The sequence below is a fragment of the Arthrobacter sp. Y3221160 genome (genome assembly GCF_059092585.1).
Genome location: NZ_JBNHHU010000002.1, coordinates 81,200 through 96,533 on the forward strand (window position 1 = coordinate 81,200; position 15,334 = coordinate 96,533).

A 15,334-nucleotide genomic window follows, 5' to 3' on the forward strand; every position below is an offset into this window, starting at 1 on the left:
CTCAAGGGTTGGGCCGGCAGGGCCCGCGAAATTCAACTGCCTTCTAATCTACTGGCTCCGCGCGCATGCCAGCGACAGCCCGCGGGGGCGGGACGGCGGCGGCCGCCAGAGCGTCTGGACGCACCCTTGCGTCGGGTCTAGGTTGATGTCACCTAACCAGTAAATGAGGGAGGCGGAGACGATGCCGCACCCGGCGGCGCCCGTGGCGCCGGCCGTATCCGTCGCAGGGCTCACGGTGGTCCGTGCCCGTAAGCCCGTCCTGTCCGACGTCAGCTGCGAAATCTCCGCCGGAACCATCACCGGCCTGCTGGGGCCTTCGGGCAGCGGCAAGACCACGCTGATGCGGGCCATCGTCGGGGTGCAGAAGACGGCCGGCGGGACGGTCACCGTCCTGGGACTGCCCGCGGGACACCGCGAGCTCAGGCACCGGATCGGCTACGTCACCCAAGACCCGAGCGTGTATCCCGATCTTTCGGTCCGCGAAAACGTCCGCTACTTCGCCGCGCTGCACGGCCGGTCCGCGTCCGACGTGGACGAAGCCCTGGATTCCGTGGGACTTGCCGGGGTGGCGGGGCGCAAGACCGCGGACCTCTCCGGCGGCCAGTCCAGCCGGGTGTCGCTGGCATGCGCTTTGGTGGGCAGGCCCGACCTGCTGGTGCTCGACGAACCGACCGTCGGCCTCGATCCCGTCCTGCGCGTGGAGCTCTGGGATCATTTCGCGGCCCTTGCTGCGGCGGGCACCACCCTGCTGGTTTCGAGCCACGTCATGGAAGAGGCCTCTCACTGCGATGATCTGTTGCTGCTGCGCGACGGCTCCCTCCTGGCCCAGCTCACGCCGGCGGAGCTGGCCGAGCGCGGCGGCACGGTGGACCTGGAAAAGGCTTTCCTCCACATGATCCGGAGCCGGGAGGCGGCGGCATGAACGCATCGATGACGCTGGCCACCGCGCGGCGGGTGCTGGCCCAGCTGCGCCACGATCCGCGCAGCATCGCGCTGATCGTCGTGGTTCCCGGCATCCTGCTCGGCGTGGTCTACCTGTTGTTCGACAATGAGGCGCTGCCGCCCGGTGCGCCGCGCACCTTCGATCGGGTGGGCCCGATGATGCTGGCGATCTTCCCGTTTGTCGTCATGTTCCTGATCACCTCCATCACCATGCTCCGCGAACGGACCACCGGCACCCTGGAACGCGTCCTGTCGACGCCGATTAACAAGGCCGACCTCCTCTTCGGCTATGCCCTGGCGTTCGGGCTGATGGCCGCCCTCCAGGCCACGGTGACGACGGCGGTGGCCTACCTGGTTTTCGGTCTCGACATCGAAGGCAACGGGGCGCTGGTGGTGATGGTCGCCGTCGTCAACGCGGTTCTGGGAGTGGCGCTGGGACTCTTTTGTTCGGCCTTCGCCCGTACGGAGTTCCAAGCGGTGCAGTTCATGCCGGTAGTGGTGGTCCCGCAGATCCTGCTCTGCGGCCTGTTTGTGCCCAGGGAGCAGCTGTCCGACTGGCTGGAAACCATAGCGAACGCCATGCCGTTGACCTACACCGTGGATGCGCTGCAGCAGATCGCGGCCCACGCCGAAGCCACCGGGGACCTGTGGTTCGACGTGGCGGTTGCGGCCGGCTGCGTCATCGTGGGACTGCTGCTCGCGTCACTGACGCTGCGCCGGCGGAGCGCGTGAAGGGTGGACACGGCATGCTTCCGGGCACCTCCCCCGCCTAAAACAAGACGGTGGCGAAGGTGCCGACCTGCCGGAAGCCGACCGCGGCGTAGGCGGCCATGGCCCGGTGGTTGTAATCGTTGACGTAGAGGCTGGCGACCGGCGCGTACTTGCGGGACAACTCGACGACGGCGGCCATGCAGCCGGCTGCCAGCCCGCGGCCGCGGTAGGCGGGGTTCACCCAGACGCCCTGGATCTGCACCGCGTCGGCGCTCACGTTGCCCAGTTCTGCCTTGAAGACGACCTGCCCCTGGCCGTCCCGGCGGATCAGCGAGTGTCCCTTCCCGATCAGGGTGGCCACGCGCTGCCGGTAGTGCTGGCCGCCGCCGATCAGCGGCGAGTACCCGACTTCCTCCTCGAACATCGCGACGCAGGCGGGCACCAGCACCTCAAAGTCGTCGTCGGTGGAGAACCGTACCTGCGGGTCCGCGGGCACGGCGGGAGTTCCGCGCAGCTCCATCAGGGGCTGGTTGGGCCGGACGTCGAAGGCCCGCGGATGGGCGGTCCGGTACGAAGACCAGATGCCGAGCACCCCCTCGGCCGGCCCGAAGATGGAGGACATGCGCCGCCCGCCGGCGGCCAGGTGGGCGCCCAGCCTGGCGCCCTGTTCGGCATCCAGCCCGGACGGGACCACGTTCACGCCCGCCCAGCAGGCCCCGGTGAGGACGCCGTCGTCGTACATTCCCAGGATGTGGGCACCGGACGGGGTGGGGCCGGCGGTCCCGGCGGTCTCCAGGTGGGCAGCGAGGAAGACGTTGGCCACCGGATCCGCGCGCACCAGCGCCCAAAGGTCCGCGGTATCCGCATCCGCCAGCGGCCGTATTCCGGCATGCTGATCGGCGGGCACGGCCCCGGCCGCACCCGCCGCGTCACGGCTAGCTGACGTTAACCACGGGGCTACCCTTGACAGCATTCTCGCCATCGGAGTCACCCATCTCCTCGGCAATCCTCAATGCTTCTTCGATCAGCGTTTCCACAATCTGGTCTTCGGGGACCGTCTTGATGACCTGGCCCTTCACGAAGATCTGGCCCTTCCCGTTGCCGGAGGCCACACCCAGGTCGGCTTCGCGGGCTTCGCCCGGTCCGTTCACGACGCAGCCCATCACGGCGACGCGCAGCGGCACCTCCATGCCTTCGAGCCCGGCGGTGACTTCGTCGGCCAGCTTGTACACGTCCACCTGGGCTCGCCCGCAGGAGGGACAGGAAACGATTTCCAGTTTGCGTTCCCGCAGGTTGAGCGACTGCAGGATCTGCAGGCCGACCTTGATCTCTTCCACGGGCGGGGCGGACAGGGACACACGGATAGTGTCCCCGATCCCCTTCGAGAGCAGCGCCCCGAAGGCGGTGGCCGACTTGATGGTGCCCTGGAAGGCCGGACCGGCCTCGGTGACACCGAGGTGCAGCGGCCAGTCGCCGCGTTCGGCCAGCAGTTCGTAGGCGCGGACCATGACCACCGGGTCGTTGTGCTTGACCGAGATCTTGAAGTCGTGGAAGTCGTGTTCTTCGAACAGCGACGCCTCCCAGACGGCGGATTCGACCAGCGCCTCCGGGGTCGCCTTGCCGTACTTCTGCATCAGCCGCGGGTCCAGGGAGCCGGCATTGACGCCGATCCGGATGGAGGTGCCGGCGGCCTTTGCGGCCTCGGCGATCTCCTTGACCTGGTCGTCGAATTTGCGGATGTTGCCCGGATTGACGCGGACGGCAGCGCAGCCTGCATCGATGGCGGCGAAGACGTACTTGGGCTGGAAGTGGATGTCCGCGATCACCGGAATCTGTGACTTCTTGGCGATGATCGGCAGGGCCTCGGCGTCGTCGGCGCTGGGGCAGGCCACTCGGACAATGTCGCAACCGGAGGCCGTCAGCTCGGCAATCTGCTGCAGCGTCGCGTTGATATCCGTGGTGGGCGTGGTGGTCATCGACTGCACGCTGATGGGCGAGTCCGACCCGACCCCGACGGAGCCGACCTTGATCTGCCGGGTCTTGCGGCGCGGCGCCAGGACTGGCGGTGGTGAAGCTGGCATTCCAAGATTGACCGAGGTCAAAACGTCCTCCATGTGCCGATAGGCAGTTGCTGATCAGGTTTCATTATCCCCTTCCCGCCGGGCGTTGGCACATGCAGCGGGAGTGGGAAGGATCATGCGTGGTGGGCGAACGCCCCGGTGACGGGCTTCCAGTCGGTGACTTTCAGGCCGGAGACGAAGTTGTTGACGTTGAACGGATCCTGCTTCAGCTCCTCCAGCAGGCTGGCTTCGTCCTCGGCGGTGAAGATCAGCAGCGCGCCGGTGCCGTCGGCGTAGGGGCCGGAGGCCAGCAGGCGGCCCCGGTCCAGGAAGCCGCCCAGCCAGGCGCGGTGGGCGGGACGGTATTCGTCCCGGCCGGGCTCGGAATCGGCGGCGTAGACATATTCGACGGCAAAGACACTCATGGTCTTCACCTTACCCGCCGGTGGATGTGGGCGGGCTATTGGCAGGACGAGTGTGGATGGGGCGGGGCTATTGGTGACGCCGGTGGTTGGCGCGGGGCTATTGGCAGGACGCGTGTGGTTGGTGCGGGGCTATTGGTACGAAACGAACCAGGGAGCCGGCTTCACGCCGGTGTAGGTGCGTTCCGGGCTGAAGGTCGGGGTGTCTTCGTCGTAGAAGTTCTTCCAGCCCATCCAGATGTTCTTCGGCAGGTCCTCCCGGAGGACCCGCCAGGTGTCCAGTTTCTGGTCGGGCCCGCCGTGGCCGTCGGCGTGCAGCACCAGGGCCAGCTCTTCGTGGCCGGTTTCCAGCTCCTGGCGGTCCGAAATCATCTGGTACTGAAACTGGTGCAGGATCAGCACCTTCTGGGGCAGGGAGTTCTTCCGGGTGAGTTTCGCCAGCCAGTCGCTGACCCGGTTGATCTCCGCTGCGGACACCGAGCCGATTTGCTCCATGTGACGCTGTCCCTTGCCCAGCCGCCATTCCGGGTCCAGGGCCAGGCCCACATGCGGTTCCTTCAGCAGATCCTCGTACATCTTGGCCTGGCTGAGGAAGTCCGACCGGCCCGGCTGCAAATCCAGCACCACGTACACCCCGGCCTCGCCGGCGGCATCAATCCACGGGCGCAACTCGTTTGGATCCGTCTCCTCCGAATAGTCGCCGTCCTTGCCGGCCGAGGCGCTGGCAACCGTGGCAATGATCTCGAAGGCCGGGACCACCGGTTCCTTGCTGTGCGGTTGGTACTGCTTGGCGAGTTTCTTCACGCGCTTCACCGACGCCTTGGGAACCTGCTCGCCGAGCGCGCCGAGGGCGGGCCCGGAGGGATGCCCGTACAGCGCCACCATCCGCCGGGACGGGAAGGCCATCTGGCCCCCGCCGGGCAGTTCCGGCACGGTCAGTGCTGCCGTGGTCCGGCGCGCGAAGGTGTCGCCGCTGCCGAACTCTTCGCCGACGGCGAGCACGCGGTTCTCGGGTTCTTGGCGCAGGAATTCGATGGTCTCGCTGCCGTGCCGCGGGTCTGCGTGCGGGTCCTGGAAGACCCGGGCGCCTGCCGCCTCCACGACCGCAAGGGTCGCGGGATAGTCCCGCCCGCCGTCCTTGTCCGTCAACACCGAGACGGCTGCGGGCTCCTCCGCACGCTCGGGCGCCTCCATGTCCCCGTCCGGGGGCAGGATTTCCGCGTCCGCCAGCAGCGGGGCCCACGCCTCGATGCCTTGATCCGGGTCGGCGCCGGACACCGTCGATGCGGTCTTCAAGGCCGCGGAGCCGGCAGCGGCCGAGGCGGCGGGCCCGGCAGCGGCCGAGGCGGCGGGCCCGGCCGCGGAGCCGGCCGTGGTCGAATCAGAGGGCCCGGCCGCGGAGTTGGCTTCCGGCGCGGCGCTCGGGGAGCCCTCCGGCTCGGCGGGCGGCCGGCCGAAAGCCTTGACTTGGCGGACGCCGAGGCGCTCCAGTTCTTCGGCCAGCCCGTCTCCCGCCAACAGCAGCGGCACACCCATCGGTACCGATTCGGCAGCCGCGGCAGCTATGGCCTCGGCGTCGCCGGGAGGCGCGACGAACGCCACGGGACTGGAGTCAAACAACGCCTGGCTGGCGGCGAGCGATGCTTCGGCGTCGGAGCCGGCAAGCACCTGCGGATCGGCGGCACCAGCCCTCAACTGCACGCGATCCGGGGCAGCCTCCGTTGACGCTGCCGATGATGGCGGATCCTGGGCCTCGCCCGGCGCGGTGCAACCGGCAAGTACAACAGCGGCCGCCAGGACGGCGGCGGCGCCGGCCCTGAACCGGGGCCTGCGGCCCATCGACGCCGCCCGGGCGGTGCCCCGAAGGCGCGCTGCGGTGCGGGCTGTACGCGGTGCCGTGCTCACAGGTCGTGGCTCCCTTCGCCGGTTCCGGCCAGTCTAACCACGGGGACCGGCAGGGTTCCAACCAACGGCGGGCGCGCCGCGCACAAGGGACTGCCGCGCACACGGGCATGCACCGCCGTCGTGCCGGATCAGGGGAGGTGGCGGTTTCGCCAGGGCGCCGCCATGCCGGATCAGCCGAAGATATTGACCGGTTTGACGATGTCTGCGTAAATCAGCAGCGCGCCCATGCCCATCATCACCACGGCCACCACGTAGGTCAGCGGGAGCAGCTTGGCGATGTCCACCGGCCCCGGATCCGGGCGGCGGAACAGCTTGGCGAAGCCGCGGCGGATGGCCTCCCAAAGCGCGCCGGCCACGTGCCCTCCGTCGAGCGGCAGCAGCGGGATCAGGTTGAACACGAACAGCGCCAGGTTGACCGAACCGACCAACCCGATCAGCGAGGCTGCCCGCGCCTCGAAGGGAATCTCGTCCATCGCGCTGATCTCGCCGGCAATCCGGCCCACGCCCACCACGCTCATCGGCCCGTTCGGGTCGCGCGGAGCATCGCTGAAGGCGGCCTCGGCCACGTCCGCCAGTCGCTGCGGCAGATGGAGCACCACGCCGGTGATCGCCTGCAGGTTCTCCCCCACGGCCGGGAGCACGTCGGCGGCCGGCTGCGGTACCAGCGCGGTGGTGGCGCCCATCCCCACGAAGCCCGCCTGCTCCGTCACCGGCTCGCCGTCGCCGTCGAGCAGCGGTTGCCCGGCGTCGTCGAATACCGGGCGTTCGGTGAGGATCGGGGTGATGGTCGTAGTGATTTCCCGGCCGTCGCGCTGGAGGGTGATCGGCGTCTGCTCCCCCGCCGCGGCCCGGATCCATTCGGTCAACTGGTACCAGTCGGTGACCGGCCTGCCGTCGAAGGCGGTGACGGTGTCCCCGGGCCGGATGCCCGCCGCGGTGGCGGGAGCCTCGGGATCGCTGGGCAGGCAGTCGGTCTGTCCGGTTTCGGCGGCCTGGGACGCCGGGACCACGCATTTATTGACCTGGGCAATGGTGGTGGTGGCCTGGGCGGTGCCGAAGCCGACCAGCACGATGCCGATGAGCACCGTGCCGATGACCAGGTTCACGAACGGACCGCCGAGCATGATGATGATCCGTTTCCAGACCGGCAGTTTGTAGAACATCCGGTTTTCGTCGCCGGGCTGCAGCCGCTCGGCTTCGGCCTGCCGGGCGTCGTTGGCCAGTTGCTGGAACATGCCGGTGCTGGACCGGCGGACCGCGCCGCCGCCGACGCCGCGGCCGCCCCCGTCGCCTCCGCCGTCCATGACCCTGCCGCCGTCCTTGCCGCCCCGGGCGCTGTCCTTGGCCGGCGGGTACATGCCGATCATCGACACGTAGCCGCCGAGCGGGATGGCCTTCACGCCGTATTCGGTCTCGCCGCGCCGTCGGGAGAAGAGGGTCTTGCCGAAGCCGACCATGTACTGGGTGACCCGCACCTTGAACAGCTTGGCGGGCAGCAGGTGGCCCACCTCGTGCAGGGCGATGGACACGGCGATGCCGACGGCCACGAAGAGGACGCCGAGAATGAAAAGCAGAATGGTCACAACATAGCCAAACGTTCGTGGGCCCGCGAGCGTGCCCAGTCCTCTGCGGCCAGCACTGCCGCCACGGTCAGTTCGTCGGACGGCGCGTGCGCATCCACCACGGCAGCCACCGTCTCCACAATCTCGTCGAAGCGGATCCGGCCGTCGTGGAAGGCGTCCACGGCTTCTTCGTTGGCCGCGTTGTAGACGGCCATGAAGGTCCCGCCGCGGCCGGCCGCCTCCTTGGCCAGCCGCACCGCGCCGAAGACCTCCTCGTCCAAGGGCTCGAAGGTCCAGCTGGTGGCACGGCTCCAGTCACACGGCTGCGCGGCGCCCGGTACCCGCTCCGGCCAGCCCATGCCGAGGGCGATCGGCAGGCGCATGTCCGGCGGCGACGCCTGCGCGATGGTGGATCCGTCGGTGAACTGCACCATCGAGTGCACCACCGACTGCGGGTGCACCACCACGTCGATCCGCTCCAGCGGGACGTCGAAGAGCAGGTGGGCTTCGATGACTTCCAGCGCCTTGTTCACCATCGTCGCCGAGTTGGTGGTGACCATCCGGCCCATGTCCCAGGTGGGGTGGGCCAGCGCCTGCGCCGGAGTGACGTCGCGCAGCTCGGCCCTGCTGTAGCCGCGGAACGGCCCGCCGGATGCGGTGACGATCAGCCGGTCCACTTCGGCGGCCGTGCCCGACCGGAGCGCCTGGGCCAGCGCCGAGTGTTCCGAATCCACCGGCACGATCTGCCCGGGCCGCGCGGCCTGCTTGACCAGGGACCCACCGGCAATGAGGGACTCCTTGTTGGCCAGCGCCAACAAGTGGCCCGCGCCGAGCGCGGCCAGCGTGGGGGCCAGGCCGATGGACCCGGTAATGCCGTTAAGCACGACGTCGGCGTCCGGCCACGCGGCGATCCGCGCCGCGGCGTCGGGGCCGGCAAAGAGCTCCGGCGAGTAGCCGGACACGCCGGCGTCCGCCGCGGCGGCCTTGATGGCCGTGGCCAGTTCATCCACCGTCCCGGCGGCGGTTCCGACCGCCTGGGCCCGGGTGTGGACCGCCTGCCGGGCGGCCAGTTCCACGTTGCCGCCGGCTGCGAGCGCCGTGACCTCGAAGCGTTCCGGGGCCGCGTCCACGACGTCGATCCCCTGCGTGCCGATCGAACCCGTGGAACCCAGCAGCACTACCTTGCGTCGGGCGGGAAGCGGTGCGGCGCGGGGCGGATCTCGGAACTCCATGCGCTCAATTATCCAGCACGGGCGGTCCGCCCGCCGAGCGCCAGCTGTGGGGCGTCCAAGTTACCCCTTGGCTTCGAGATCACCGGTTGTACGGGGTGATCTCGAAGCCATCCCCTGACCTGGTGTGCAGATCATCCTCTACGGCGCGTAATCCCGACGACACTCCTGGCCGCGCGGGCTGCTCCACCGGTCGTGCGGGACACGGCACCGGTGCAGGGAAAATCTGCCAGTGCAGGGTTTGTGGGCCCTGCACCGGCAGCGGAACCTTGCACCGGCGTCGATGTCAGCGCCTTGGCGCCCCCCGGCGAGCGCGGCGTTGCCGACTACGGCGAGCCATCGCCGCCACCGGCTACCCCTGCTTGACCGCCAGCACGTTGCAGGAGGCGCCCAGCAGGATGGTTTGCGCCGTGGAACCCATCACCAGCTTGCCTACCGGCGTGCGGTTACGCACCCCGATGACAATCAGGTCCGCCCCGGACTCTTCGGCGGCGTCGAGCACGTCGTCGGCGGCCAGCCCGTCCGAAATGCCGTGCCTGATGCTGAAATCAACGCCGGCCCCCGTCAGGACCGATTCCAGCCGGGTGACGTCGGCGGCGTCCGCATAGGTTGGGTCCACCAACCGGTCGGCCCGGGTGGTGTTGACCACCAGCAGCTTCGCCGAACGGCGGCCGGCCTCGTCGATGGCGGCGGCCAGTGCGGCGTCGCCCAGTGCGTTGGGAACATACCCCACCACTATCGTCGTCATGCGCTGACCTCCTTGCCTTGAGGGTTCTCGTCGTCGAGCATCGCCGATTCCATCACGCGCTGCCGCTTCTTCATCCAGAAGGACAGCGCGAAGATGACGACCAGGGCGATGTAGATGCCCGCCGAGATCGGAGTGGAAACCAACGCCATCGGATCACCCTGGGAGATGGCCAGCGAACGCCGCAGCTGGCTCTCGAAGATCGGGCCCAGGATCATGCCCACCACGAGCGGGGCGATCGGGTAGCCGTACCGGCGCATGAAGAAGCCCAGCACGCCCACCACCAGCAGCACGAACACGTCGACCGGGGTGAAGTTCACCGAAAACGCACCCATGGCTGCGAAGACCAGGATGCCGGCGTAGAGGTACGGCCGCGGGATCTGCAGGATCTTCACCCAGATGCCGACCAGCGGCAGGTTCAGGACCAGCAGCATCAGGTTGCCCACGTAGAGGCTGGCGATCAGTGCCCAGACCAGGGCGCCCTCGACCTCGAACAGCAGCGGCCCGGGCTGGATGTTGTAGCGCTGGAAAGCCACCAGCATCATCGCCGCCGTCGCCGTCGTCGGAATGCCCAGCGTCAGCAGCGGGACCAGCACGCCGGCCGCGGCCGCGTTGTTGGCCGACTCCGGCCCGGCCACGCCTTCGATGGCGCCGCGCCCGAATTGCTTCTTGCGCGCGCCCCTGGCCAGTTTCTTCTCGGACGCATAGGACAGGAAGGTGGCCACGTCGGCGCCGCCGGCCGGCATGGTGCCGATCGGGAAGCCGATGAAGGTCCCGCGCAGCCACGGCTTCCAGGACCGCCGCCAGTCCTCCTTCTTCATCCACGACGTCCAGCCGCCGGTCACCGGGATGACCTTGACGGGCCCGTGCCGCAGCCGGGACGCCACGTACAGCGCCTCGCCCAGCGCGAACAGCCCCACGGCCACCAGCACCACGTCGATCCCGTCCGCCAGGAAGGGGCTGCCGAAGGTGTAGCGCTGCTGGCCGGTCATCAGGTCCACGCCCATGAACGCCATGAACAGTCCCAGCCCCAGCGAGGCCAGGCCGCGCAGCACCGAGGCGCCCAGCAGCGCGCCGACGGTCAGGAACGCCACGACCATCAGGGCAACGTACTCCACCGGACCGATTTGCACGGCGAACGCAGCCACATAGGGCGCCACGAAACTCAGCAGCACCGTGGCCACCGTGCCGGCGATGAAGGAACCGATTGCCGCCGTCGCCAGCGCCGCGGCACCGCGGCCGGCTTTCGCCATCCGGTTGCCCTCGAGCGCGGTGACGATGGAGGCGGATTCACCGGGCGTGTTCAGCAGGATCGACGTGGTCGAGCCGCCGTACATGCCGCCGTAGTAAATGCCGGCGAAAACGATGATCGCCGCCGTCGGCTCGAGGCTGTAGGTGATCGGCATCAGCAGGGCAACGGTCATCGCCGGGCCGATACCCGGCAGCACCCCCACCGCCGTTCCGACCAGGACGCCGCCCAGGGCGTACAGCAGGTAGATCGGCTGCATCGCCACGGAGAAGCCCTCGAGGAGGGCGTAGAAGTTATCCATTCAGGAACGGCACCCCTTCGAGCACGCCGGCAGGCAGCGAGACGCCGAGGAGCCCGGCGAACGCGAACTGCAGCAGCAGCGCCATGACTACCCCGACCACGGCCGCACGCCACAGCGGCTTGGCGCCGAGCGCCCACGCCGCGCCGACGAACAGCACGGCCGCGGCAACCGGCCAGCCCAGCGGCACGATCAGGAAAATATGAACGACGACGGCGCCCGCCATCTTGGCGACGGTCAGCCAGTCCGTCTTGACATCCGGATCGATGTCTTCGCCCTCTTCGGCCTCGCCGGTGACGCCGCGCAGCAACTGCACGATCAGGCCGGCACCGACGGCCACCAGCAGGCCGGAGACGATGTACGGCAGCGCCCGGGGCCCGATGTCGCTGGCCGCGTCGGGCGTTTCGATCCCCGCCCCGGCCACGAACCCGACGATCCCGATGCTCAGGATCACGGCCGCGAAGATTATTTCTCCGAGCGGCTTGCCCGGGGCGGCAGTGCCGCCCCGGACCGCTCCAGTAGTGGAAGAGGCCATGGTTACTTCACGAGACCGATATCCGTCAGGGTCGCGGTGACTGTCTTGATGTCCTCCGTCAGGAAGCTCTCAAATTCTTCGCCGGCCAGGAACGCGTCGCCCCAGTTGTTGGTGGACAGGGTTTCCTTCCACGCATCGGTGTCGTGCAGCTCGGTCATCAGTGCCGTGAGCTTCTCCGCCTGGGCATCGTCGATAGACCCGGGAGCCACGACGCCGCGCCAGTTGGTGAGCACCACGTCCATGCCCTGCTCCTTCAGCGGCTTGACCTCGGGCAACTGCGGCGCCGCCTCCGGGCCGGAGACCGCCAGGGCGCGCAGCTTGCCGGCCTTGACCTGCTCCGCGTACTCCCCCACGCCGGAGATGCCGGCCGAGACCTTGTTGCCCAGCAGCGCCGCCAGCGATTCCCCGCCACCGGAGTACGGGATGTAGTTCAGGCTGTCGGCGCCGATTCCGGCTTCCTTCAGCATGAGGCCGGCCAGGATGTGGTCGGCGCCGCCGGCGGAGCCGCCGGTGATGGAGACGCCCTTGCCCTTGGCCTTGACGTCGGCGATCAGGTCGTCGATCGTCTGGTACGGCGAGTCGGCGGGAACGACGACGACGAGCGGCTCTTCGGTGAGCCGGGCGATCGGCGTGGTGTCTTCGATCCGGTTCTTCGACTTGTTGGTTTCCACGGCCCCGACCATGACGTACCCCATCACCATCAGGGTGTCCGGGTTCTGTTCGGTGGCCAGCTTCGCCAGCCCGTTGGTGCCGCCGGCGCCGCCGATGTTGACCACCGAGGCGCTGGAAACCAGGTCGTTTTCCTGCAGATCCTTCTGAATGGCGCGGCCGGTCTGGTCCCAGCCGCCGCCCGGGTCTGCCGGGACAATGATGTTCAACTTGTCGATGCCGGCTTCTTCGGCACCGCCCCCGCCGCCACCAGTGGAGCCGCAGGCTGCCAGGACCAGGGCGGATGCTGCCGCGGCGGCCACCAGGGCCGAACGGCGTCTCATCGTACGGTCGAGCTTCATGTAGGTTCTTCCTCCTCCAACCGGCGTGATGGGCATCACCATGCCGTGCGCCCCAGCGTAGGGGCCGGCCCGGCGCGCGGGAAGAATGCGGTCATTGTGGCCGTATTGGTCATTGTGGTCACAACCGCGCCCCGCGCCGAGGCACCAGATGGCGGCTGCAAAGTGGCGCAGCTAACAGCATGAGAAAATGGTGGTGTGTTCCAATCCCTGTCGCTGCGGACCCAGCTGTTTGTGCTGCAGCTGTCCATCCTGCTCGCCGTCGTGCTGGTGGCCGGCTCGGTCGCCATTTCGATGCAGGAGCAGCAGATCCGCGACGCCTACGAGGGACGGATGATCGGCGTGGCACGCTCGGTGGCGCAACTGCCGTCCATTGTGGACGCCTTCGACGACGAAGACCCCAGCGAGACCATCCAGCCGATCGCCGAGCTCATCGCGCAGTCCACGGGCGTGACCTATGTGGTGGTCACGGACGACCGCGGGATCCGCTACTCACACCCGAACCCGGCATTGATCGGGCAGATGGTTTCCACGGACCCGTCGATCCCGTTGTCCGGCGAGACGTTCGTGGGCAGGCAGACCGGCACGCTGGGCGAGTCGTGGCGGGTGAAGGTGCCCGTCTATGACCGGTCGGGCGGAACCGTGATCGGCACGGCGTCGGTCGGCACCTTGGAATCAACGCTGCGCGATGACCTCAACGACGACTTGCCCGTTCTGCTGGCCTGGCTCATCGCGGCGGCACTGGTCGGATCGGCTGGCGCGATCTACATCTCGCGGCTGGTGTGGCGGCGGATCTATCAGCTCGAGCCGGAGGAGATCGCCGCCCTGCTCGAAACGCGCGACGCGATGCTGCACGGCATCGGCGAGGGCGTGGTCGCCGTCGACGACCGCGGGCGCATCGCCTTGCTCAACGATGAGGCGAAACGCCTCCTGGAGGTCTCCGATGCCGCTTTGGGCCAGCCAGCCACCACCATCCTGGAACCGGAGCTGGCAGCAATGCTCGCGGCCACCGGCGGCGCCGACGAAACGGTCCTCGCCGGCGAACGGGTGCTGCTGGCCCGGGCCAATGCGGCCACCGTGGACTCGCGCCGCGTGGGCAGCGTCCTCATCCTGCGTGACCGCACCGAACTGCACCAGCTGCTGCAGGATTTGGACGGCGCACGGGATGTCACTCAGGCCCTGCGTGCCCAGGCACACGAATTTTCCAACAAGATGCATGTGATCTCCGGCCTGCTGGAACTGGGCCGCGCGCAGCAGGCGGTGGACTTCATCTCGCGCTCCGGCCACGGCGGGTCGGTGGTGGCGGGCGAACTGGCCCCGGGCATCACGGACCCGGACGCGGCCAGCCTGCTGATGGCCAAGACCACCATCTGCGACGAAAAGGACATCAGGCTGCTCATCGATCCGGCATCCGAGCTCGCCCCGGACGGCACCACCGATGCGGTCACGGTGCTCGGGAACCTGATCGACAACGCCATCGAAGCCGTGGGGATGCAGGGAACCATCACCGTCGCCATCGCCAGCGGCCCGGCCGGCTGCACCATCACGGTCGCCGACGACGGCCCCGGCATCCCGGCGGAGGAATACCACCGCATCTTCGAGCCCGGCGTCTCGGGCAAGGAGGCCGCGCTGCCGGGCAGCCGGGGGTTCGGCCTCGCGCTGGTCAGCCGCGTCGCCGCGCGGCGCGGAGGCAGCGCCCGCGTGGCGGCGTCGGCCTCCGGCGGCGCCGAGTTCACGGTCACGTTCTCGCCCACCCCGCCCAACGCCCGCGCGCACGAAATTCCGGTCCCATGAGCCAGATCCGCACGGTCGTCATCGACGACGACAAAGAAGTTGCCGGCGTGCATACCGGCTTCCTGCTGGCCCACGGCGCCTTCGACGCCGTGGGTACCGCATACACCGGGGCCGAGGGCCTGGCCATGGTCGCGGCGCTACGCCCCGAACTGGTGCTGCTGGACATCCACCTGCCGGACATGAGCGGCATCGAAGTGCTGCGCGCGGTCCGGAACCTTCCCGGCGAACCTGTCGACGTGATCGCGATAACTGCGGCACGCGAACTGGACACGGTGCGGGCCGCGATGGCCGGCGGCGTGCTCCACTACCTCGTCAAGCCGTTCAACGCGCGGGTGCTGATGGAGCGGCTGGACGCCTATGTGGAACACCGCCGGCACATCAGCGGCAGCGACGACTCCGCCGTGCTGGACCAGGACGGCATCGACCGGCTGCTCGCGCCGCAGCTCGAGGCCGGCAGGGAGTCCGCCCGGCGGGACGCGGACGGAACGGCCGAAGGCCCGGCGCCCCGCGGCGCCTCGGGCGCACCCCGGCTGTTGCCGCGCGCTGCCGCCGCCTCCGGAAGCGATGCCGGCCGCGCCGCGCTTTCCGCCGTCGCGCTGTCCGGCTCCGGGGCCGCGGTTCCGCTGCCCAAGGGCCTGTCCCTGCCCACCCTGGAGGCGGTGATCGCCGACCTGCATGCGGCCGGCGCGGCCTCCTCTGCGTCCGAGGTCGCCGGGCGGCTGGGCCTGGCCCGGGTCAGCGCGCGGCGCTACCTGGAGTACCTGGTGTCGCGCGGCGAGGCACGGATCACCCCGCGGTACGGGGCAGCCGGCCGGCCGGAGAAGTTTTACGTCCCGATAGGCCGCTAGGACTGTGTTCCGGTCCCGCTCACAAGT

General features: G+C 69.0%; 14 protein-coding genes. 4 read left to right on the forward strand and 10 right to left on the reverse strand.

What is annotated here, in order from left to right:
- Positions 1-163: 163 nt before the first annotated feature.
- Positions 164-922: an ABC transporter ATP-binding protein gene (locus AC5RWG_RS13405; protein WP_494026371.1), complete on the forward strand. Its 759-nt coding sequence runs from the start codon at positions 164-166 to the stop codon at positions 920-922.
- A complete protein-coding gene (locus AC5RWG_RS13410) occupies positions 919-1,674 on the forward strand; it encodes an ABC transporter permease (RefSeq protein WP_494026372.1) in 756 nt (251 codons plus the stop codon). The genes AC5RWG_RS13405 and AC5RWG_RS13410 overlap by 4 nt, the downstream gene beginning before the upstream one ends.
- Before the next feature lie 37 nt (positions 1,675-1,711).
- On the opposite strand, the gene AC5RWG_RS13415 is transcribed toward AC5RWG_RS13410, so the two are convergent.
- The 10 genes from AC5RWG_RS13415 to AC5RWG_RS13460 form a co-directional block, all read right to left on the reverse strand.
- Complete coding sequence (locus AC5RWG_RS13415) at positions 1,712-2,560, reverse strand: GNAT family N-acetyltransferase (RefSeq protein ID WP_494026373.1); 849 nt, start codon at positions 2,558-2,560, stop codon at positions 1,712-1,714.
- 28 nt (positions 2,561-2,588) lie between these two features.
- Positions 2,589-3,755 carry a flavodoxin-dependent (E)-4-hydroxy-3-methylbut-2-enyl-diphosphate synthase gene (ispG, locus tag AC5RWG_RS13420; RefSeq protein WP_494002538.1) on the reverse strand — a complete coding sequence of 389 codons (1,167 nt, stop codon included), beginning with the start codon at positions 3,753-3,755 and terminating at the stop codon, positions 2,589-2,591.
- A 92-nt stretch (positions 3,756-3,847) separates the two neighbouring features.
- On the reverse strand, positions 3,848-4,138 hold the full coding sequence (locus tag AC5RWG_RS13425) for a YciI family protein (RefSeq protein ID WP_494014196.1): 291 nt from the start codon (positions 4,136-4,138) through the stop codon (positions 3,848-3,850).
- Between the two features lie 129 nt (positions 4,139-4,267).
- A complete protein-coding gene (locus tag AC5RWG_RS13430) occupies positions 4,268-6,040 on the reverse strand; it encodes a hypothetical protein (protein WP_494074797.1) in 1,773 nt (590 codons plus the stop codon).
- 170 nt (positions 6,041-6,210) lie between these two features.
- The gene (locus tag AC5RWG_RS13435) at positions 6,211-7,623 is read right to left on the reverse strand and encodes a M50 family metallopeptidase (RefSeq protein ID WP_494074796.1); all 1,413 of its coding nucleotides are present in this window, start codon (positions 7,621-7,623) and stop codon (positions 6,211-6,213) included.
- Positions 7,620-8,834, reverse strand: coding sequence for a 1-deoxy-D-xylulose-5-phosphate reductoisomerase (gene dxr / locus AC5RWG_RS13440; protein ID WP_494023797.1), 1,215 nt, complete (start codon positions 8,832-8,834; stop codon positions 7,620-7,622). The genes AC5RWG_RS13435 and dxr overlap by 4 nt, the downstream gene beginning before the upstream one ends.
- A 349-nt stretch (positions 8,835-9,183) precedes the next feature.
- On the reverse strand, positions 9,184-9,579 hold the full coding sequence (locus tag AC5RWG_RS13445; protein ID WP_494023796.1) for a universal stress protein: 396 nt from the start codon (positions 9,577-9,579) through the stop codon (positions 9,184-9,186).
- Positions 9,576-11,126, reverse strand: coding sequence for a tripartite tricarboxylate transporter permease (locus tag AC5RWG_RS13450; RefSeq protein ID WP_494002440.1), 1,551 nt, complete (start codon positions 11,124-11,126; stop codon positions 9,576-9,578). Before AC5RWG_RS13450 ends, AC5RWG_RS13445 begins: the two co-directional genes overlap by 4 nt.
- Positions 11,119-11,658: a tripartite tricarboxylate transporter TctB family protein gene (locus AC5RWG_RS13455; RefSeq protein WP_494002441.1), complete on the reverse strand. Its 540-nt coding sequence runs from the start codon at positions 11,656-11,658 to the stop codon at positions 11,119-11,121. The genes AC5RWG_RS13450 and AC5RWG_RS13455 overlap by 8 nt, the downstream gene beginning before the upstream one ends.
- Before the next feature lie 2 nt (positions 11,659-11,660).
- Positions 11,661-12,668, reverse strand: coding sequence for a Bug family tripartite tricarboxylate transporter substrate binding protein (locus AC5RWG_RS13460; RefSeq protein WP_494023794.1), 1,008 nt, complete (start codon positions 12,666-12,668; stop codon positions 11,661-11,663).
- A 195-nt stretch (positions 12,669-12,863) separates the two neighbouring features.
- Between AC5RWG_RS13460 and AC5RWG_RS13465 the strand changes: the two genes are divergently transcribed.
- A complete protein-coding gene (locus AC5RWG_RS13465) occupies positions 12,864-14,459 on the forward strand; it encodes an ATP-binding protein (RefSeq protein WP_494002443.1) in 1,596 nt (531 codons plus the stop codon).
- A complete protein-coding gene (locus AC5RWG_RS13470; RefSeq protein ID WP_494026377.1) occupies positions 14,456-15,307 on the forward strand; it encodes a response regulator in 852 nt (283 codons plus the stop codon). The genes AC5RWG_RS13465 and AC5RWG_RS13470 overlap by 4 nt, the downstream gene beginning before the upstream one ends.
- The last annotated feature ends 27 nt before the right edge of the window (positions 15,308-15,334 follow it).